The following is a 19,109-nucleotide window of genomic DNA, read 5'->3' as shown; positions in this document are numbered from 1 at the left end:
CTGTAAAGTTATGTAAAATATAGATTGAGAGTATTCATATATTAGATTACTAGATTTGGAGTGGTTACATGGATCCATTGAAAAATGAAATTCACCCTGACATGGTCAAGGTGTGGAAAACGCGTTCCTTAATTGAGTTAGGAATTAGTATTATCGTCATTTTGGCATATCTTTTCTTTATGATTAAGTTTAATTGGTGGGCTTGGATTTTTTATGTGCTCATCGGATTAACAATTGTATATACGCCGCTTGATTACTTTACATTCCCGAAATTGCGTCAACGTTACTATAGCTACCAACTAAATGAAGAAGAACTTGAAATTCAGCACGGTCTTTTCGTCGTAAAACGTGTATTAGTACCGATGATTCGTGTGCAGCACGTTACAATTGAACAAGGGCCAATTATGAGGAAATACGGATTAGCAGAATTACACATTTCAACAGCGGCGACTTCTCATAGTATCCCAGGCTTAACGATGTATGAGGCAGAAATGTTGAAAACGAAAATCGCAGAATTAGCGAAAGTGAGTGATGAGGATGTATAAGAGGCAGCATCCACTCACGATGTTATTAGAATTAAAAATAACAGATTTTATACCATTTATTATTTTTCTTTTTAGTTTAAAAGGAAAGTTTCCATTTTGGTATTTAGTTCCTATCGGTTTTGCGGTAATCACGATTGTTTCAGCTATCGTAGGCTGGTACTACAAAGTATATTGGGTCGAAAATAACGTATTACATATTAAAGAAGGGCTCTTTGTGAAGAAGGAGAGCTACTTAAATAAAGAACGTGTTCAAACGATTAATACAAGTTCAGGCATGCTGTACCAAGTGTTAGGACTAAAGAAAATTAAAATTGAAACAGCTGGCGGAGGAAATGAGCCGGAAGTTAGTTTAGCTGGTATTACGGTAGAAGAGGCAACAAAGCTTATTACAATGTTAAATGAGCCAACCTCGGTAGTAAAAGTAGAAGAAACATCAGAAGAAGTAGTACGAAAAGAAATTATTACAGAGGAAAAACAAACGACAGAGTACAAGTTAACGTGGAAAGAGATTTTAATAGCGTCTATTACATCTGGTCAATTTGGATTATTATTCTCTTTAATATTTTTCGTTTATAACCAAGTGGACGAGTACATTCCGAGATGGATCAAAAATAGCGTAGAGTCTTATGTTATGGATCATGATATATATGGCTGGATTTACATGGTAGCTATTTTACTTGTCGTTTCTTGGATTATATCTACAATTGGATATGCGTTAAAACATGGGGATTTCACAGTCAATCGAAAAAATGATGAAGTCCGTATTTCGCAAGGATTACTTGAGAAAAAAGAACTCGTATTAAAGTTACACCGCATTCAAGGTATTACGATAAAAGAAGGTATATTACGCCAACCATTCGGTTATTGTGCTGTGCAAGTAGAAGTCATTCAAAGTGAAGGAAAAGAAGAAAAAGTTACGCTACATCCTATCATTCGAAAAGATCGCGTGCAACAGTTACTCACCCATTTACAATTACCATACGAACTGAATACAAACATTATTTCATTACCAAAAGCAGCATTGCGTCGCTATCTCATTGATAGTTTTATCTTCTTCGCCATGCTAGCAATCCCGCTGACGGGAATCAGCATATACTTTGAAAAGTATTACATCATGTGGGCATTATTACCGCTCGCGATCCTCATCTTTACACTTGGATACGCAACATTTAAAACAAATGGTTACGGTGTAAACGGAGAACAAATTACAATTGTGTATCGTAGTATTGGAAAATATACAGGACTTGTCAGAAGAAGACACGTCCAATCAATGGAGAAGACACAATCATATTTCCAGCGCCGCGTAGACTTATGTACGTATAAGTTTTCTAGTGCATCATCGAATTATAAATTAGAGCATACGAGAGTAGAAGATGCAGAGAGAATGCAGGATTGGTATAAGAAGAGAATAAGTGAGGATTAGTTTAAAAAGGCTTGCCTAGTATGATAGGCAGGCTTTTTTTATAGAGAAATGAGTAGTTTGCAATTGAACTAAGTTTTCTTTAGTCCAATCCATATATGAGTACTACAGCGCACATAAATGAATATGTATCAGGAAAAAGGAAGTATACTTCTATTTCAGGGAAATTCGTGAAATATTTGATATAAATGGTATACTAATGTAGAAATAATATTAGGAGGCTATGTATGATAAGTCAGTTGAAAAGAGAAGCACTTGATGCATTAAAAGGAAAATGGGGATTAGCAGTAGGAGCAACCTTATTAATTGGAATTCTTATTGGAGCTGTGGAATTTTTAACGACAGGTATTTTCTCAATGTTTTGGGGTTGGGAAGAAGCAAGTGATTCGCTTACAGTAACTATTATTGCAATGCTTATTATCGGTCCGTTAACAACGGGTGCTTATTACCTAGTTTTAAATGTAATTCGTGGAACTAATGCTAGTATTGGTCATGTATTTAGATGGTTTAGCGATGGAAGTAAGTTTATGAAAGCATTTTTAACATATTTACTAATGTATGTATACGTAATTCTATGGACATTACTTCTTATTATTCCGGGTATTATTAAATCATTTTCTTATTCTATGACGTATTTTATTTTGAATGATCATCCAGAATATACAGCGAATCAAGCAATTACTGAAAGTCGCCGTATGATGAACGGACATAAAATGGATTACTTTTTACTATGCTTAAGTTTCCTTGGCTGGTTCATTTTAAGTATTCTTACTATCGGAATCGGTTTCTTATGGTTAGCACCTTACTTCTATTCGACATCGGCAGCGTTTTATGAAGAGATTTCAAAAGAATATTACAAAAAAGAAGGTACTACTTTCTAATAAAGTGAAACTTTAATCAGTGGGGGGTTCTTCATCCCCACTGATTATTAGTTGAACTAATCGGGCGTTTACGGGCAGTTGATTCCTCACCTAACTTCTTTGCTTTCGCTAAATTTTGAGGTGGGGGTCTTACTGCCCGCAAATAGCGGGATAAAACATCTAAACTGAATATAGGGAGCAGATGGTTTAGATGTTTTGATATGTGTTCTGTTTTGGGATTCACTTCAGGATAAGGTATAGGTTTTTATATAGAAATTCTTCCCTCTATGATTTATCATAGAGGGTTATTTTTTTATGTGAAAATGATAGAAAATAGTGAATAATATATATGAAAGGAAAAAAGTGAGGTGAATGAGAGTGAGCAAATTTTTAATTCCGTATTCATTTTCTATATTAAGTTTCTTTATTTCAGCAACGGCACTTGATTTATATGATAGGATGGGAAAAAATAATGAGATGATTTCGCCGAACATACTTGGAAAGATAATTCAATCTATTTCGCAAATGGGAGTCCTTACATTGTATTTCGGAGTACCTATTATTTTAGGTGGATGTCTTCTTGGTGAGATATTGTTTAGAGGTATCATTTTACGATTTAAATTGAGCTATATTATATCTGTATTATTATATTTACTCTTAGCTTTTAGTATTGTTTTCATAACGGTAGGGATTCCAAATACATATGAAGATTCCAATATTTTTTTCATGGGGATAACTATGATTTGTGCTGTTACATTCTTTGTGGGTCGGGATATATGGGAGAAAAAACAAGTTAGTAATGGAGTGGGAACATGAAATACACTTGTCCGTGTTGTGGGTATAAGGTGAAACTTTAATCAGTGGGGATTTTGTTCATTCCCCACTGATTATTAGCCCTCACCAATCGGGCATTTATGGACAGTTGACCTCCCGCCTAACCCCTTTGTTCTAGCTGAATTTTGAGGTGGGAGTTTTACTGGCCGGCAAATAGCGGGGTAGAACAATAGAAGAAGAACCCCCAGGTCCAGAAAAACCGGAAACAACAGATCCAGAGAAGCCTGGAACACCAAATCCAGAAAAACCTGAAAAAGAATTACCGAAGACAGGACAGAAAATACCTGTGGAACCATATATGGGAGCATTTCTTGTAATGATGAGTTTTGGATTACTCGTATTAGGTAGAAAACAGCAGAGATAATAAAAGTGAAAAGGTATCCTTCAAGTATTTGAGGATACCTTTTTTATTTTATTTGGCATAAAAAAAGCATCTAGCAAAAGTACTAGATGCAAATAAAAATACAAGGGAAGATAAATGTCCTCACGTTTTCATAGTGTTTTGTTGAAAAAAGGGCTATCTATGTAATTAATTTTAACGCGTAAGGAAAGAAGTTTCTTTCCTTACATGTTTGAAGGGGGATAGTCCAACGGTAGGTAGGGAAAATAATGTAAAAAAAAACTATTGTATGTTTAAAAACGTTATGTTACATTTGTGTTACAGATAAGTTACAAAACGTAACTTTTGTTACGTTTTGTTTTCTTATGTTTTCGATAGATTACGAGTTGTAGTTCGTATTTCCAATCAACTGAGAATATTTAAAGTTGAAGAAATAACAAACTATAAACTATAAACTAAAAATGGTTTTTCTATGTGTATGAGAGTGTGTAGTAAAGATTTTGAGTGGGAGCTTTATCCGCATTATTAAAATTCCTTTCGGTCTTAAAAGAAGAAGACTACCAACTATTTAGGAGTTTTAAGTAATGATAGTAAATGAAATGTACTTCCTTTCCCGCACACAATGTAGTACATATTTTACTGTTAGTCTAAGTACTACACAGACTTTTATACATATGATGTTATTGTTTTAGGAGTATATAGGGGGAGAGAAAATGAGAAAGTTATTAACGGTAATTGGACTTACATTTTTAATGTTGGCTGGATGTAGTAATGGGAACTTTGAAAAAGCAATGGATGAGGGAAAGACTGCACTAACGAATAAAGAATATAAAACAGCCTTATCGTCATTTGAACGAGCGCTAGATGAGAAAAAAGATGATTCAGATGTAAAAGTACTTGTAGAACAAACGAAAGCAATGATTGAAGCAGTGAAGTTAAAAGAGGAAACAAAGGTAGAAGAGTCAATCAAGTCATTTGAAAAAGTAGAGAGCGTGAAGAATGGAAGTAATACGCTGTTAAAACAAGCGAAGGAAGAGCGAACAGCATTACTAGCCATCTTAGAACAAAAAAAGAAATATAGCGAGCAACTGACGAAAAGTGAAGAGTTCATAAGTAAGAAAAATTATGCAGAAGCGAAAGAGATATTAGATAAGCTAGTTTCCGAAACGAAAGGTAACAAGAACTTTGAAGAATATAATAAAAAAGCTGTAGGATTAGTTACTAAAATTGGTGAAGAGGAAAAAACTGCAAAGAGTGAAACAGCAGCACCGAAGGCACAAAAAACAGATGCAGGAACGAGTCAAAAAGTGGAGCCTGAAAAGAATCAAAAGGTAGCAACAGAAAAGAACCAAAAAACAGATCCAGAGAAGAATCAAGAGGTAGAGACAGGAAAGAATCAAGATGCATTTACTTTTGAGAAAGCTAAAGAATATATTAAAAATGAATATAAAGAAGAATATGATTACACGTTAGAGAATACGCAAGTAGAAAATGGAAAGAAATATTATCAAATAAGAGTGCGTACGACATATAAAATAGAAGGTGCAGCTGGATCAGGATTTACTGGTGTATTCAAAGTATTCGAAGATGGTACAATTGTTGAAGTGCACTAGATTGATGAAAAGAATATGATACAAAACAGTAATCTGTCAAAAATAGAGATAATAAAAAGGTATCCTTCAAGTACGAGGATACCTTTTTACATTTTAAATCGTTCTTTATGACTAATCTTTAATTATTAATCCGAGTAATGTTGCAAACTGAATAGCTTGATATGATGATACTTTACATCCTCTTAGATTGTTCACTGAAACGGTAAGTGTATCAAAATTAGAAGAACTAATATCTATTCCCTTCAGTGATGTTTGATCAAAATTTGCTTCGTCAAGGCTACATGAATTGAATTCAACTTTTTTTAGTTTACAGTCAAAAAAATCTGCATTATTTAATGAAGTTGCATTAAATATGATCTTTTCTAGTTTAGAATTTCCAAGTGAAGCTAAATTCAAAATTGAATTTTCAAATGTAACATTTCCTAAGCTAGATTCTGTAAAATTAACGCCAATTAATTTACTGTTTTTAAATTCGACTCTGTGAACAGAAGAGTTGCTTAAATTAACATTTGATAAATCGCAGTTCTCAAAACAAACATCTGTAATATCAATACTGCTAAAGTCTGTATTGGTAAACTTACAATTTTTTATCACTGCATTATATAAACGCACTCTATCTACAGATTCATTTTCAAAAGTGGAATCGATGATTTCACACATTTCTAATGTTGAATCTTCTTCATAAAAAATATCGTGAAAATTCTTTAAAGATAACTCTGGCGAAATTTTTGGTCTATCAATTTTCATATTATATCCTTCTTTCATTGAATTAGTTAGCTAGAAAAAATGTATCATCTATTTTAACCTCTTTTTTAAATAAATTCGATGATTGTAATGGCACCTAGTAACTTTTCTAAGACTGCCAAGTTGATTTTTAAACTCACTTATTTATAATCTTTTCTTTTAAGGTTTCCATATTTTACACGACCCATTTTTTATTATCCTTCCACTAACTTTAACGATAAAATAATAACGTCTCCCTTTAGAGGAGAGTCAAGAATAAGGGGGCAATATAAATTGGAAAATTTATTTTCTATTGGTGAAGTTGCTAATATGAAAGGCATTACAATAAAAGCTTTAAGATATTATCATCAAACAGGCATTCTTATCCCAGTATATATTGATGCAAAAACGGGTTATAGATACTATTCGGTAGATCAATTTGTTTATATTGATATAATTAAAGTTTGTAGAGCTTTAGGAACGAGTACGAAAGAACTGCAAAAAATTTTCACGGAAAAGAATATGGATGAATTATTAAAATTTTTAGCATTAAAAAGAGAAGAAACTGAGCAAAAGATAAAAGAGATGCAAGCAGTCATTCATACGATTGATAAACTAGATAATAGTGTACAAGTCGCTAAAAAGGTACTAGTACATAATCAAATAACAATACAGTATTTTGAGAAACGTTATATCGTCACTGCTCCATGCAAAGAAGTGGGTAATTTTAAAGAATTCCTTTATTATTCAGAGGTAGATAAAATTATTCAGGAGAGAAATTTAGAAACAACGATGGAGATTGGTATAGCATATACGGTTCATTCAAAATATAGATTTGAACCAAAGTATGCTTTTTCTGTGTTATGTAAATATGATTACACACAGAAAGAGCAAAATATAGATATCTTACCAGAAGGTAACTATTTAACGCTGGCCTATAAAAAGAATAATAAAGAAGAAAGTATGGAGAAATTAAAAGATTATATAGAGAAAAATAATGTAACAATTAAAAATTGCATTGAAGTGGAATTATTAGATGAGTTTTTTAGTACGGATTCTTACAGTTGCCAAATGCAATTGCTTATAGGGAATGAATGAAAACGAACTTTAGAGTATACTCAGAAATAATATAAACTAGAAAATGAAGCTGGATTATGTAAGTACAATTGTTGAAAAGGTATCCTCACATACTTTGAGGATGCTTTTTTAGTATAAAAAAAGGCATCTAGCAAAAGTACTAGATGCAAATAAAAAACACAAGGGAAGACAAAATTCTTCCCTTTTCCCGTATGTAATTATATCAAAAAATTTATAAAAAACTAGCTTTATTTTTTATATAATTGATGTGTGAAGCCGTGAAAGGAAAAGATTACACTATTTTAGTAGTTTTTTGTTAAAAAAAGGAGCTGTATATATGATTAATTTTAAACCAGAAAATTTAAATCAATTATTAAAAGTGACGCTCATAAGTGCGAATAAGTCTTATGATGCGATTAAAGATTATGAGTTTACAAAAGAAGCAGTAGTATTCCGTATAGACTTCAAATATATTGGCGTTTCTCTTATGATTGTAGATATGCTAGGAAGATCGGCGGCGAGATTTAACATTTTGCCATTTGCTAAACCAGATACGAATGAGATAGATTACATCCAGTTTCAAGTGTATTCGATTAATGAAGGGAATTTTAAAGAAATGCTTGATACGATGTAAAAAAACTATAATTTTACAAAAATGTATATACCAACTAATATATAAGTAATACATTCATATAATTGGAGTGATGAGATGCAGCCGTTAGAAAGGGAGATTCATTCTAATATGCTGAAAGTGTGGCGAATTCACGCTTTAATTGGGGCGGCAGTTATACTAGCAGTCGTAATTGCGTATTTCTTTTTTATGATTAACTTTAACTGGTGGGGTTGGCTGTTCGGATTGTTAGTAACAGGCGCTATTACATTTATCCCGCTTGATTATTTTGTATTTCCAAATTTACGTCAACGCTATTATAGTTACAGATTAAATGAAGAAGAGATTGAGATTCAAAAGGGAATGTTCGTTGTAAAACGTGTACTTATTCCGATGATCCGTGTGCAGCACGTAACGATTGAGCAAGGGCCGATTATGAGAAAGTATAATTTAGCAGAATTACACATTTCAACAGCAGCAACTTCTCATAGTATTCCAGGTTTAACGAAAGAAGAAGCAGAACAGCTGAAAAGACAAATTGGAGAACTTGCGAAAGTGAGTGATAAGGATGTATAAGAGGCAGCATCCGATCACGATATTATTGAGTATTCGAATTTCGGGTTTATTTCCTTTTATCCTTCTTGTAATATTTCGCTCTGATGAAAATGAGCCTTGGTATTTATTTTATTTTGTTTTGTTGTTTCTTTTATTCGTGATGGCTATTTTCTCCGCTGTGAAATGGTATTTCAAAGTGTACTGGATTGAGAATAATATTTTACATATAAAGCATGGTGTGTTTGTAAAGAAAGAAAGCTACTTAAATAAAGAACGTGTGCAAAATGTTAGTACATCTTCTAACATCATTTATCAAATACTTGGACTTACAAAATTAAATATAGAAGTTGCAGGCGGCGGTAGTGAGCCAGAAGTGATGTTAGCTGGTATTAAAGAAGATGAAGCGAAGGCACTAATTGCTTTATTGCATAAAGAAAGAAGCGTTGTGGCTGAAGAGGTGCCTGCGGAAGAAGGTAGTAAGACAGTTTATCAGTTAAAAGCGAAAGAAATTTTATTCGCATCTATTACATCTGGTAGATTTGGATTAGTGTTTTCTATGTTAGTAATCCTTTACACAGAGTTTAATCAATTTCTACCAGAATGGCTCATCAATAAAGTGGAAGCGTATGTGATGGATAACGGTGTATATGAATTAATCGTTATGGCCGCAATTTTAATGGCAATTTCTTGGGTTATTTCAACAGCAGGCTATGCGTTAAAATATGCAAACTTTAAAATTGAGCGAAACGGAAATGAAATTCGCATCGTACAAGGGTTATTTGATAAGAAAGAGTTTGTGTTAAAATTGCACCGTATTCAAGCAATTACTGTGAAAGAAGGCATTCTCCGTCAGCCTTTCGGTTATTGTTCTGTGGAAGTAGAAGTCATTCAAAGTATAGAATCCGCTGGGAATGAAGTGATGCTACATCCTTTTATGAAGAAAAAAGATGTGCAGCAGTTACTCGCATATTTACAGTTGCCGTATGAAATGGAAGAGGAAATCGTTTATTTACCGAAAGCGGCATTGCGCCGTTACATCATCATGGGCTGGATTACAACTGCTGTGCTCGCTGTGCCGATCGTTAGTGCGAGTATATATTTCAAACAATATATCGCGTTATTCACTCTTATCCCGCTATGTATCGGATTTACAATACTCGCATACGCTCGTTATACTAGCGGCGGTTATATGATGAGAGAAAATCAATTAACGATGGTGTACAGAGGTCTTGCGAAATATACAGGAATCATGCGTAGAAGGCATATTCAAGCGGTGGGGTACAATCAATCATATTTTCAAAAGAAAGACGAGTTATGTACAGCTGCCGTATCGGTAGCAGGGCATCGTTATAAAGTGAAGCACATGCGAAAAGAGGACACACTTCGTATATATAATTGGTACAAAGAAAAAGGAAACACCGGTGTGTAGTGGTGTTTCCTTTTTGTTATTAAATGGATATCTTTAGTCGAATCGTTGATATATTTCAAGATGTGATAGATATATTCGAAAAATCGTTGGTATAATTTCACGTACTCCTAGTGTTGTATTACTTTTTAATTAAACTAACACATCAAAAGTAGTCACAAAAGAAGGACGAGAGAAAATACTCTTTTGCTGTTCTGGATGTGGATGCGCCTGAGCCTGTGATTGTCCCTCTGCTTGTGCAGGACGTTTTTTATGAGCGTTTTCGAATGAACGTGATTCTGTCCAGTCTTTAAAGTTTTGCTCTGTTTCCCACATCGTTAAGATGACATATGTATCGTTACTTAATGGGCGTAGAACGCGGATCGCTTGAAATCCTGGTTCGTTTTCAATAAGGCCTGCACGGTTTTTAAAACGGTTTTCAAATACAGGGCGACCTTCGTCTGTGACAGAAATGTTGTTACAAACGATATAGCCAGGTTGTCCTTTAAATTCGCCAACAGCATCTAGTACGTCATATTGAAGAGATCCTTCTACAGATTCTTCTGTATTTTCTTTATAAAACATATCTTTTTCATTATTTTTTGCAGTGAAATGTGCTTGTTCTAGAGGTGTTTCGTATGAAATAATAGCCTTCATTTTAGTGCCCCCTTACTTATTTGTTTCTATTATATCAACTCTCTTAAAAAACTTCGAAGATTATATACATAAAGATACTTCTTTTTCAAATAATAAATGTACCATCATTTGGAAAGAAGGCCGATGTATGAAGAAAGTAAAGTGGACTTTATTAGGTGGGTTAGCGACGCTTGTATTAGCGATTGTAATCTATAAACTTATTGTGTTAGCTGGTGGCTATATGATGGATGAAAAGCAGCTCGTTTTCCACTCTTCATCACGTATCGTTGACCAGAAAGGGAAAGAAATTACGAAATTATACGTAGAAAATAGAGACCTCGTACCAATCGAGCAAATTCCAAAATACGTGCAGCAGTCGTTTATTGCGGTGGAAGATTCTCGTTTTTATGAGCATCAAGGAATTGATTATCCGTCAATATTCCGTGCTCTTTATAAAGACACGTTAGCTGGAGAGAAGGTCGAAGGCGGTAGTACGATTACGCAGCAACTTGCTAAAAACGTCTTTTTAACTCGTGAAAAAACATTTACGCGTAAGTTGAAGGAAGTCGCAATCTCCCTTCAATTAGAGCAAAAATATACGAAGCAACAAATTCTTGAAATGTATATGAATCATATTTATTTTGGACATGGAGCTTACGGTATTCAAGCTGCAGCAAAGTTGTATTTTAATAAAAATGTAGAAGATTTAACAGTAGAAGAAGGGGCAATGCTTGCAGGTCTTCCGAAGTCGCCAAACGGATATTCACCGTATTTTTCTCCAGAGAAGAGTAAAGAACGCCGTGATCTAGTATTGTCACTTATGCATAGACAAGGTTATTTGACTGCTGAAGAAAGCGTTCGCTATCAAGGAAAGACAATTGCTCTATATAAAAACTTAGATGAGAATGAACTCGCATATATGCCGTATATTGATATGGTCATAGATGAAGCGGCTCGTTTATACGGATTGTCTCATCAAGAAGTACTTCGCGGAGGATATACGTTTGTCGTATCGATGGATGAAAAGATTCAAAAGGTGGCGTATAACCAGTTTCAAGATGCGCGCAATTTCCCTGGTAAAGAAAATGGGGCGCAAGGTGCATTTTTATTAATGGATAATCGTACGGGCGGGATTAAAGCTGCGATTGGCGGAAGAAAGTATGTCCCGAGAGGATTTAATCGTATTTTTGCAAAAAGGCAACCGGGCTCTGTTCTGAAACCACTTATCGTTTATGCACCAGCATTAGAAACGAAAAAGTATAATCCGTATTCGTTATTAACAAATGACAAAGCTTCTTTTGAAGGTTATGAACCTCGAAATTACAATCGTCAATATACGAAAGAAATGACGATGTATGATGCGATTTTAGATTCAGCAAACGTACCGGCAGTTTCTTTATTAAATGAGTTAGGGGTCGAAGAAGGAAAGCAATATTTAGAGAAAGGAAATGTTCATATTGCAGATACTGGGTTAAGTACAGCGCTTGGTGGGCTGAAAAACGGTGTTTCACCATTTGATCTTGTAAAAATGTATCGTGCATTTTTAGCAAACGGCAATATTATTGAGCCACATGTTATTGATAAAGTGTTAAATAGACACGGCGCAGTCATTGGAGAATCGCCAAAAGTAGAGACGAAAGTCTTCTCGAAACAAACAGCATGGTATATGACGAAAATGTTAGAAGGAGTTGTAAAGGAAGGGACAGCCAAAGTAGGTGTCTATAACGGTGCGTTGGCTGGAAAAACGGGTACCACTTCAATTCCTAATGATGATAATGGAGCAAGGGATATGTGGTTTGTTGGATATACGCCGAATTTAGTGGGAGCAGTTTGGGTCGGCTATGATCACACGGATAAAGAGCACAAATTGCAAGGCGAAAGTGCAGCTGCAACGAAGTTATTTAAGAAAATTTTAACGAAGGCAAATGTAGAACAGAAAGAAAAGTTTATGCAGCCAGAAGGTGTAGAAACGATTGGTGCCCCAATTCGGTTGCGCAAGATTGAAGATGTAAAAATGAAACTATCATTTAGTCCTTTCGGTTTATTTAAAGCAAAATTAAGCTGGACACCACTTCCAGATGAAAGAATTATGTATCGAATTTATAGAGTGGAAAACGGAATTCATACGCATGTGAGTACTGTAACAGGTGTCGGAGAATATGAGGAAAAGTTTATTAACATATTCTCAAAACCGAGTTTTTACGTTGTGCCATTTAACACACAAACGAACCGTGAAGGAGAAAAGTCAAAAGTAGCTAAACCATAGATTTTCTCTGTGTTATAATAAGAATGTTGTGAAAATAGTAAGCGGTTTTACGAATGTTTGTGTCAATTTCATGAACAACGTACATAATGTTATGCAATTTGTTTTTACAAGCTGTATAGTAAAAAAAGATAAATATCGGAATAGAACGTATTTAAAGCAAAAGCATTGGTAGGGAAGGGAGCAAGGGTCTTGGTAAGAACTATAAATGAGACATTTTTAAAAGCATGTAGGGGGGAACGTACAGAGTATGTACCAGCATGGTATATGCGTCAAGCAGGTCGTTCGCAGCCGGAATATAGAAAGATAAAAGAAAAATATTCTTTATTTGAAATTACACACAATCCAGAGTTATGTGCTTACGTTACAAAGTTACCAGTTGATCAATATAACGTAGACGCAGCAATTCTTTATAAAGATATTATGTCACCACTACCTGCAATTGGTGTGGATGTAGAAATTAAATCTGGTATTGGACCAGTAATTGATAATCCAATCCGTTCTTTACAAGACGTAGAAAAACTAGGGGAAATCAATCCAGAAGATGACGTACCGTACATATTAGATACGATTCGTTTATTAACGACAGAAATGTTAGACGTACCGTTAATCGGTTTTTCAGGAGCTCCATTTACGCTAGCGAGCTATATGATTGAAGGCGGTCCATCTCGTAACTACCATAATACGAAAGCGTTTATGTATGCAGAGCCGAAAGCTTGGTTCGCTTTAATGGATAAGCTTGCTGATATGGTTATTACATATTTAAAAGCGCAAATTAACGCAGGAGCAAAAGCAGTTCAAATTTTCGATTCATGGGTTGGAACAGTAAATGTAGTAGATTATCGCGTATTTATTAAACCAGCAATGGAACGTATTTTTGCAGAAGTTCGTACGATGGGTGTACCGATGATTATGCACGGCGTAGGAGCTGCACATTTAGTGAACGAATGGCATGATCTGCCTCTTGATGTAGTCGGTTTAGACTGGCGTTTACCGATTGAAGAAGCGCGTGCACGCGGCGTTTATAAGGCGGTACAAGGTAATATGGATCCTTCGTTCTTACTTGCACCATGGTCTGTTATTGAAGAACATGTAAAAGGTATTTTAGATCAAGGGATGAAGCAGCCGGGTTATATCTTTAACTTAGGTCACGGTGTATTCCCAGAAGTAAATCCAGATACATTAAAACGTTTAACTACATTTATTCATGAGTACTCTAAAGAACAGTTAGCGAAGTAAAGGAGATTGGCTGTATGAAAAAGAAAATTGGTTTGCTTGTAATGGCATACGGAACGCCATATAAAGAAGAAGACATTGAACGTTACTATACACATATTCGCAGAGGAAGAAAGCCAAGTCCTGAAATGCTAGAAGATTTAACAGAGCGTTACCGTGCAATTGGTGGTATTTCTCCTTTAGCTACTATTACATTAGAGCAAGCTAAAAAGTTAGAAATGCGTTTAAATGAAATACAAGATGAAGTAGAGTACCACATGTATCTTGGTTTAAAACATATTGAACCGTTTATTGAAGATGCGGTACAAGCTATGCATAACGATGAAATAGAGGATGCAATCGCACTTGTTCTTGCGCCTCACTATTCTACATTTAGTGTGAAATCATATGTTGGACGAGCGCAGGAAGAAGCTGAGAAACTTGGAAACTTAACAATTCATGGCATTGATAGCTGGTATAAAGAACCGAAGTTTATCCAGTATTGGGTCGATGCAGTGAAAGGTATATATAACGGTATGTCAGAAGCAGAACGTGAAAAAGCAGTATTAATCGTATCTGCTCACAGCTTACCAGAGAAAATTATCGCACTCGGCGATCCATATCCAGATCAATTAAATGAAACAGCTGATTATATTGCAAGGGGCGCTGAAGTAGCAAACTATGCAGTAGGATGGCAAAGTGCAGGAAACACGCCAGATCCTTGGATCGGTCCGGATGTACAAGATTTAACGAGAGAATTAAATGAAAAGTACGGTTATACTTCATTTGTTTATGCACCAGTTGGATTTGTTGCGGAACATTTAGAAGTTTTATATGATAATGACTTTGAGTGTAAAGTGGTGACTGATGAAATTGGCGCGAAATATTATCGTCCAGAAATGCCAAACGCATCGGATGCATTCATTGATTGCTTAACGGATGTTGTATTAAAGAAAAAAGAATCTGTATTGTAAGAAGAAAGGGGGAGCCTGCTTGAGGAAAAAAGTTGTGATCATCGGCGGTGGTATCACAGGATTAACAGCTATGTATCACTTACAAAAAGACATTCGTGAGAAGGACTTGCCGATAGATACATTACTTGTAGAAGCGTCGGGTAAACTTGGCGGGAAAATTCAAACCGTTCGAAAAGATGGATTTACAATTGAACGCGGACCGGATTCTTTTTTAGCACGAAAAGAAAGTGCGTCTAGATTGGTGAGAGAATTAGGTCTTGGCGATGAACTTGTAAATAATAAGGCCGGTCAATCATTTATTCTCGTAAACAATCGGTTACATAAAATGCCGAGTGGATCAATGATGGGAATTCCAACGCAAATTACGCCGTTTCTATTTTCCGGGTTGTTCTCCCCAATTGGTAAATTAAGAGCTGGTTTTGATCTGTTAATGCCTAGATCAAAACCAGTATCTGACCAATCACTCGGGCAGTTTTTCAGACATCGCCTCGGAAACGAAGTGGTTGAAAACTTAATAGAACCATTACTATCGGGTATTTATGCAGGGGATATTGATGAAATGAGCTTAATGTCGACCTTCCCGCAAATGTATCAAATTGAGCAGAAACATCGTAGTATTTCACTCGGTATGCGTACGCTCGCTCCGAAAGAAGAGAAAGCTGAACCGAAAAAAGGAATCTTCCAAACGGTGAAAACAGGTTTAGAATCTATAGTAGAATCTCTCGAAGTGAAGATGCATGAAGGTACGATAATAAAGGGAACTCGCATTGAAAAAGTTGCAAAACTGGGGGATGGTTACACGATTACTCTTAGTAACGGAAAAGAAATAGAAGCGGACGCCATCGTAGTGGCAAGCTCACATAAAGTATTGCCTTCTATGTTTGCGCAGTATAAACAATTTCGTTTCTTCCGCAACATTCCGTCCACATCAGTTGCGAATGTAGCACTTGCTTTTCCGAAATCAGCCATTCAGCGCGATATTGATGGAACGGGATTTGTCGTATCACGAAATAGTGACTTCTCCATTACAGCATGTACGTGGACACATAAAAAATGGCCGCATACAACGCCAGAAGGTAAGGTACTTCTTCGCTGTTACGTTGGACGCCCTGGTGATGAAGCGATTGTAGAACAAACCGAAGAGGAACTCGTTCAGCTCGTACTAGAAGACTTACGAAAGACGATGGATATTATAGAGGACCCGGAGTTTGCAATCGTAAGCCGCTGGAAAGAAGCGATGCCTCAATATACAGTAGGTCATAACGAGCGAATGAAAAAGCTTACAACATTTATGGAGAAAGAATTGCCAGGTGTGTACTTAGCTGGAAGTTCTTACGCTGGTTCTGGTTTGCCGGACTGTATTGGGCAAGGTGAGTTGGCAGCGCAACGTGTGTTATCACATATTGAAAAAATAGTAGAATGTGAACGAGATGCTTTGAATGTATAAAAAACTACCACTTCCTAATGAAGTGGTAGTTTTTTATTGGAAAATAGAAGTTTGTACCTTACATATTCCATCTGTTTTTAGCATAAGTAATTTTTGTTTTAAACGTATAGCTGAGATTAATTTTTTGTAAAACTTGTCGAAATATAGTTCTATATAACGAATCATTTGTTATGATAGATATGCTGAGAAAATATGAAATAGGGAGAGGAAAATAGCTGTGAAGAAATTGTTAAGTGTCTTTTTATCATTATTACTATTACTATCATTTACTGGAACTTTAGCACAAGCAGAAGAAACTACTTCTATGTCGGTAGAAAAAGCAATTCAAGTATTCAAGCAGCAAGGGAAAACGAAGGGGATAGTGGAAGGATATATTGTCGGATATACGCAAAGTCCTTCTAAGTACACGAAGGATCCGGCTAAGTTTGACGACACAAATGTGGCAATTGCCGATTCACCAAACGAAACAAATCCAGATAAAATCATGCCTGTTCAGTTGCCAAAAGGCGATGTGAGATCGGCAGTGAATGTGAAAGATCATCCTGAAAATATTGGGAAGAAAGTTAGCTTAACAGGGACGCTTGAATTATATTTTAGTAGTCCGGGTTTAAAATCAGTAACAGCTCATAAGTTTCAAGGGGAAGAACAAAACCGTGTTAGCGATGTAGTGGCTTCACCTGGGGGCGGGGAAGTTGCGAAAGGAACAGCGGTAACATTAACAACGAATACAGAAGGAGCAACAATTTACTATACGTTAGATGGTTCTAATCCTACAAATAAAAGTGTTCGCTATAACGGACAAATTGTAGTGAATGAAAATAGTGTAGTGAAAGCAATCGCAGAGAAAGAAGGACTTACTTCTTCGGCGATTTCTACATTTTCATTTATTATTGTAAATAATGAACCAGTTCGTATTCATGATATTCAAGGGAAATCACATATTTCTCCTTACAAAGGGAAGAACGTATACAATGTGGAAGGCGTTGTAACAGCGCTTGATAAAAATGGTTTTTATATAGAAGACAATCAGCCGGATAATGATCCAGCTACTTCAGAAGGTATGTACGTATACAAAAAAGATGCAAATGTAGCAGTTGGAGACCTTATTCAAGTTGATGGAGAAGTAGAAGAATATGTTGGGCCTGGATATGCAGAAAGGTTTGAAACAGACTTAACAACGACGGAAATTAAGGCGAGTCGCGTTGCTGTAATCGCAAAAGATCAACCTTTACCAGCACCCATTGTACTCGGAGAAAACGGTGTGAAAATTCCTGATCAAATTATCGATAATGATGCATTCGGTTTATTTGATCCAAATGAAGATGCAATCGACTTTTATGAAAGTATAGAAGGTATGCGCGTTACGATGCCAACACCAAAAATTATTGCACCTCAGAAAAACGGAAATTTATATGTAACAGTAAAAAATAGCGGGGATAAAGTAGTAACGAAATATGGTACACCTCTTTTAGATGAAAATCAATTAAACCCAGAGCGTCTTTCTGTAAAAGTACCTCGTGATTATGTAGCAAAAGTAGGAGATACTTTCACAGGAGATATAACAGGGGTAGTAGGATATGATTACGGTTCGTTCCGTATTTCGCCAGTGACGGAATTACCATCTGTAGTGGACGGTGGGTTTAAGCGAGTAGGGGCAAATATTCAGCCACGTCTTGATAAATTAACAGTTGCTACATATAACATTGAAAACTTCTCAGCAAATAAAAAAGAAACGACGGACGAAAAAGTAAAAGAGTTAGCGTATTCTATTAAATACAATTTAAAAATGCCAGATATTATCGGTGTAGAGGAAATGCAAGATAATAATGGATCAATTAATGATGGGACAACAGATGCTTCATTAAGCGCAAAACGTATCATTGATGCAGTTCTAGAAATTCGCGGACCGAAGTATGAGTATGTAGAAATTGCGCCAAGCAACAATCAAGACGGGGGAGCGCCTGGAGCTAACATTCGCGTCGGTTTCTTCTATAACCCATCACGTGTGAAATTAGCAACAGTACCGAAGTTACTTGATAAAAATGTAGTTCGTATTGGAGACGAAAATGCATTATTTGATAGTACACGAAAACCGTTAGCAGCAGAATTTACATTCCAAGGACAAAACGTTGTTGTCGTTGCAAATCACTTAAACTCAAAACTAGGAGATGCAACGCCATTTGGAAAAGTGCAGCCGCTCGTATTAAAGAGTGAAGAAAAACGAATTCAATTAGCGCAAGAAGTAAATTATTTCGTACAAGGTATTCAGAAAAAGAATGCAAATGCACCTGTTGTTGTATTAGGTGATATGAACGATTTTGAGTTCTCGAAACCACTAAAAGCATTAGAGGGAACAATCTTAAAAGATATGCTAAACACTGTGCCGAAAGAGAATCGTTACACGTACATTCATGAAGGGAATGCACAAGTGTTAGATCATATTTTAGTAACGAACAACATCGCACCGCACACAGTTGTAGACCCAGTACACTTAAACTCAAACATTATGAAAGAGCATGGACGTGTAAGCGACCACGACCCAGTACTTGCTCAAATTGATTTGAAGAAAGCTTCTTAAAGTGAGAGAACGCT

At 35.7% G+C, this 19,109-nt stretch carries 16 protein-coding genes and 1 pseudogene; 15 read left to right on the top strand and 2 right to left on the bottom strand.

What is annotated here, in order from left to right:
• Positions 1 to 68 precede the first annotated feature (68 nt).
• From A6J74_RS11550 to A6J74_RS11520, 6 genes and pseudogenes are all read left to right on the top strand, one after another.
• Positions 69 to 545, top strand: coding sequence for a PH domain-containing protein (locus tag A6J74_RS11550; RefSeq protein WP_000371350.1), 477 nt, complete (start codon positions 69 to 71; stop codon positions 543 to 545).
• The gene (locus A6J74_RS11545; protein WP_000278234.1) at positions 538 to 1,968 is read left to right on the top strand and encodes a PH domain-containing protein; all 1,431 of its coding nucleotides are present in this window, start codon (positions 538 to 540) and stop codon (positions 1,966 to 1,968) included. The genes A6J74_RS11550 and A6J74_RS11545 overlap by 8 nt, the downstream gene beginning before the upstream one ends.
• Positions 1,969 to 2,192: 224 nt before the next feature.
• Complete coding sequence (locus A6J74_RS11540) at positions 2,193 to 2,846, top strand: DUF975 family protein (RefSeq protein WP_000625392.1); 654 nt, start codon at positions 2,193 to 2,195, stop codon at positions 2,844 to 2,846.
• 351 nt (positions 2,847 to 3,197) lie between these two features.
• On the top strand, positions 3,198 to 3,641 hold the full coding sequence (locus A6J74_RS11530) for a hypothetical protein (protein WP_002038107.1): 444 nt from the start codon (positions 3,198 to 3,200) through the stop codon (positions 3,639 to 3,641).
• A gap of 202 nt (positions 3,642 to 3,843) precedes the next feature.
• Positions 3,844 to 4,023: pseudogene (locus tag A6J74_RS30685) on the top strand (LPXTG cell wall anchor domain-containing protein); the annotation flags it as partial.
• 689 nt (positions 4,024 to 4,712) lie between these two features.
• The gene (locus tag A6J74_RS11520; RefSeq protein WP_001228811.1) at positions 4,713 to 5,612 is read left to right on the top strand and encodes a hypothetical protein; all 900 of its coding nucleotides are present in this window, start codon (positions 4,713 to 4,715) and stop codon (positions 5,610 to 5,612) included.
• A gap of 111 nt (positions 5,613 to 5,723) precedes the next feature.
• Here A6J74_RS11520 and A6J74_RS11515 read toward each other — a convergent pair whose 3' ends face one another.
• A complete protein-coding gene (locus A6J74_RS11515) occupies positions 5,724 to 6,359 on the bottom strand; it encodes a pentapeptide repeat-containing protein (RefSeq protein WP_000687253.1) in 636 nt (211 codons plus the stop codon).
• Positions 6,360 to 6,629: 270 nt separating this feature from the next.
• Between A6J74_RS11515 and A6J74_RS11510 the strand changes: the two genes are divergently transcribed.
• From A6J74_RS11510 to A6J74_RS11495, 4 genes are all read left to right on the top strand, one after another.
• On the top strand, positions 6,630 to 7,433 hold the full coding sequence (locus tag A6J74_RS11510) for a MerR family transcriptional regulator (protein WP_000429188.1): 804 nt from the start codon (positions 6,630 to 6,632) through the stop codon (positions 7,431 to 7,433).
• 316 nt (positions 7,434 to 7,749) lie between these two features.
• The gene (locus A6J74_RS11505; RefSeq protein ID WP_000606832.1) at positions 7,750 to 8,046 is read left to right on the top strand and encodes a hypothetical protein; all 297 of its coding nucleotides are present in this window, start codon (positions 7,750 to 7,752) and stop codon (positions 8,044 to 8,046) included.
• A 75-nt stretch (positions 8,047 to 8,121) separates the two neighbouring features.
• A complete protein-coding gene (locus tag A6J74_RS11500; protein ID WP_001182713.1) occupies positions 8,122 to 8,598 on the top strand; it encodes a PH domain-containing protein in 477 nt (158 codons plus the stop codon).
• On the top strand, positions 8,591 to 10,006 hold the full coding sequence (locus tag A6J74_RS11495) for a PH domain-containing protein (protein ID WP_000278163.1): 1,416 nt from the start codon (positions 8,591 to 8,593) through the stop codon (positions 10,004 to 10,006). The genes A6J74_RS11500 and A6J74_RS11495 overlap by 8 nt, the downstream gene beginning before the upstream one ends.
• 129 nt (positions 10,007 to 10,135) lie before the next feature.
• On the opposite strand, the gene hmoB is transcribed toward A6J74_RS11495, so the two are convergent.
• On the bottom strand, positions 10,136 to 10,639 hold the full coding sequence (hmoB, locus tag A6J74_RS11490) for a heme-degrading monooxygenase HmoB (RefSeq protein ID WP_000644081.1): 504 nt from the start codon (positions 10,637 to 10,639) through the stop codon (positions 10,136 to 10,138).
• 127 nt (positions 10,640 to 10,766) lie between these two features.
• Between hmoB and A6J74_RS11485 the strand changes: the two genes are divergently transcribed.
• The 5 genes from A6J74_RS11485 to A6J74_RS11460 all read left to right on the top strand — a co-directional run bounded on the left by A6J74_RS11485 (position 10,767) and on the right by A6J74_RS11460 (position 19,095).
• Positions 10,767 to 12,884 carry a transglycosylase domain-containing protein gene (locus A6J74_RS11485; protein ID WP_000756256.1) on the top strand — a complete coding sequence of 706 codons (2,118 nt, stop codon included), beginning with the start codon at positions 10,767 to 10,769 and terminating at the stop codon, positions 12,882 to 12,884.
• 189 nt (positions 12,885 to 13,073) lie between these two features.
• Positions 13,074 to 14,120 (top strand): uroporphyrinogen decarboxylase, encoded by a 1,047-nt coding sequence (gene hemE, locus A6J74_RS11480; protein ID WP_000252625.1) that lies wholly within the window; start codon positions 13,074 to 13,076, stop codon positions 14,118 to 14,120.
• Between the two features lie 14 nt (positions 14,121 to 14,134).
• Positions 14,135 to 15,070 carry a ferrochelatase gene (hemH, locus tag A6J74_RS11475; protein WP_000726795.1) on the top strand — a complete coding sequence of 312 codons (936 nt, stop codon included), beginning with the start codon at positions 14,135 to 14,137 and terminating at the stop codon, positions 15,068 to 15,070.
• Positions 15,071 to 15,089: 19 nt separating this feature from the next.
• The gene (hemY, locus tag A6J74_RS11470; RefSeq protein WP_001228058.1) at positions 15,090 to 16,517 is read left to right on the top strand and encodes a protoporphyrinogen oxidase; all 1,428 of its coding nucleotides are present in this window, start codon (positions 15,090 to 15,092) and stop codon (positions 16,515 to 16,517) included.
• A gap of 211 nt (positions 16,518 to 16,728) precedes the next feature.
• On the top strand, positions 16,729 to 19,095 hold the full coding sequence (locus A6J74_RS11460) for a DUF6359 domain-containing protein (protein ID WP_033657321.1): 2,367 nt from the start codon (positions 16,729 to 16,731) through the stop codon (positions 19,093 to 19,095).
• Positions 19,096 to 19,109: the final 14 nt, after the last annotated feature.

The organism is Bacillus sp. FDAARGOS_235 (assembly GCF_002073415.2).
Taxonomy (GTDB): Bacteria; Bacillota; Bacilli; order Bacillales; family Bacillaceae_G; genus Bacillus_A; species Bacillus_A toyonensis.
Note: the sequence above shows the minus strand (reverse complement) of the source record. Positions and strands in the feature narration are given on the sequence as shown.

What these genes read in the sequence shown, in the direction of transcription:
- A6J74_RS11520 (WP_001228811.1), top strand. Translation starts at nt 4,713, where the DNA reads ATGAGAAAGTTATTAACGGTAATTGGACTTACATTTTTAATGTTGGCT.
- A6J74_RS11545 (WP_000278234.1), top strand. Translation starts at nt 538, where the DNA reads ATGTATAAGAGGCAGCATCCACTCACGATGTTATTAGAATTAAAAATA.
- A6J74_RS11515 (WP_000687253.1), bottom strand. Translation starts at nt 6,359, where the DNA reads ATGAAAATTGATAGACCAAAAATTTCGCCAGAGTTATCTTTAAAGAAT.
- A6J74_RS11550 (WP_000371350.1), top strand. Translation starts at nt 69, where the DNA reads ATGGATCCATTGAAAAATGAAATTCACCCTGACATGGTCAAGGTGTGG.
- A6J74_RS11485 (WP_000756256.1), top strand. Translation starts at nt 10,767, where the DNA reads ATGAAGAAAGTAAAGTGGACTTTATTAGGTGGGTTAGCGACGCTTGTA.
- A6J74_RS11540 (WP_000625392.1), top strand. Translation starts at nt 2,193, where the DNA reads ATGATAAGTCAGTTGAAAAGAGAAGCACTTGATGCATTAAAAGGAAAA.
- hmoB (WP_000644081.1), bottom strand. Translation starts at nt 10,639, where the DNA reads ATGAAGGCTATTATTTCATACGAAACACCTCTAGAACAAGCACATTTC.
- A6J74_RS11495 (WP_000278163.1), top strand. Translation starts at nt 8,591, where the DNA reads ATGTATAAGAGGCAGCATCCGATCACGATATTATTGAGTATTCGAATT.
- A6J74_RS11530 (WP_002038107.1), top strand. Translation starts at nt 3,198, where the DNA reads ATGAGAGTGAGCAAATTTTTAATTCCGTATTCATTTTCTATATTAAGT.
- hemH (WP_000726795.1), top strand. Translation starts at nt 14,135, where the DNA reads ATGAAAAAGAAAATTGGTTTGCTTGTAATGGCATACGGAACGCCATAT.
- A6J74_RS11500 (WP_001182713.1), top strand. Translation starts at nt 8,122, where the DNA reads ATGCAGCCGTTAGAAAGGGAGATTCATTCTAATATGCTGAAAGTGTGG.
- A6J74_RS11505 (WP_000606832.1), top strand. Translation starts at nt 7,750, where the DNA reads ATGATTAATTTTAAACCAGAAAATTTAAATCAATTATTAAAAGTGACG.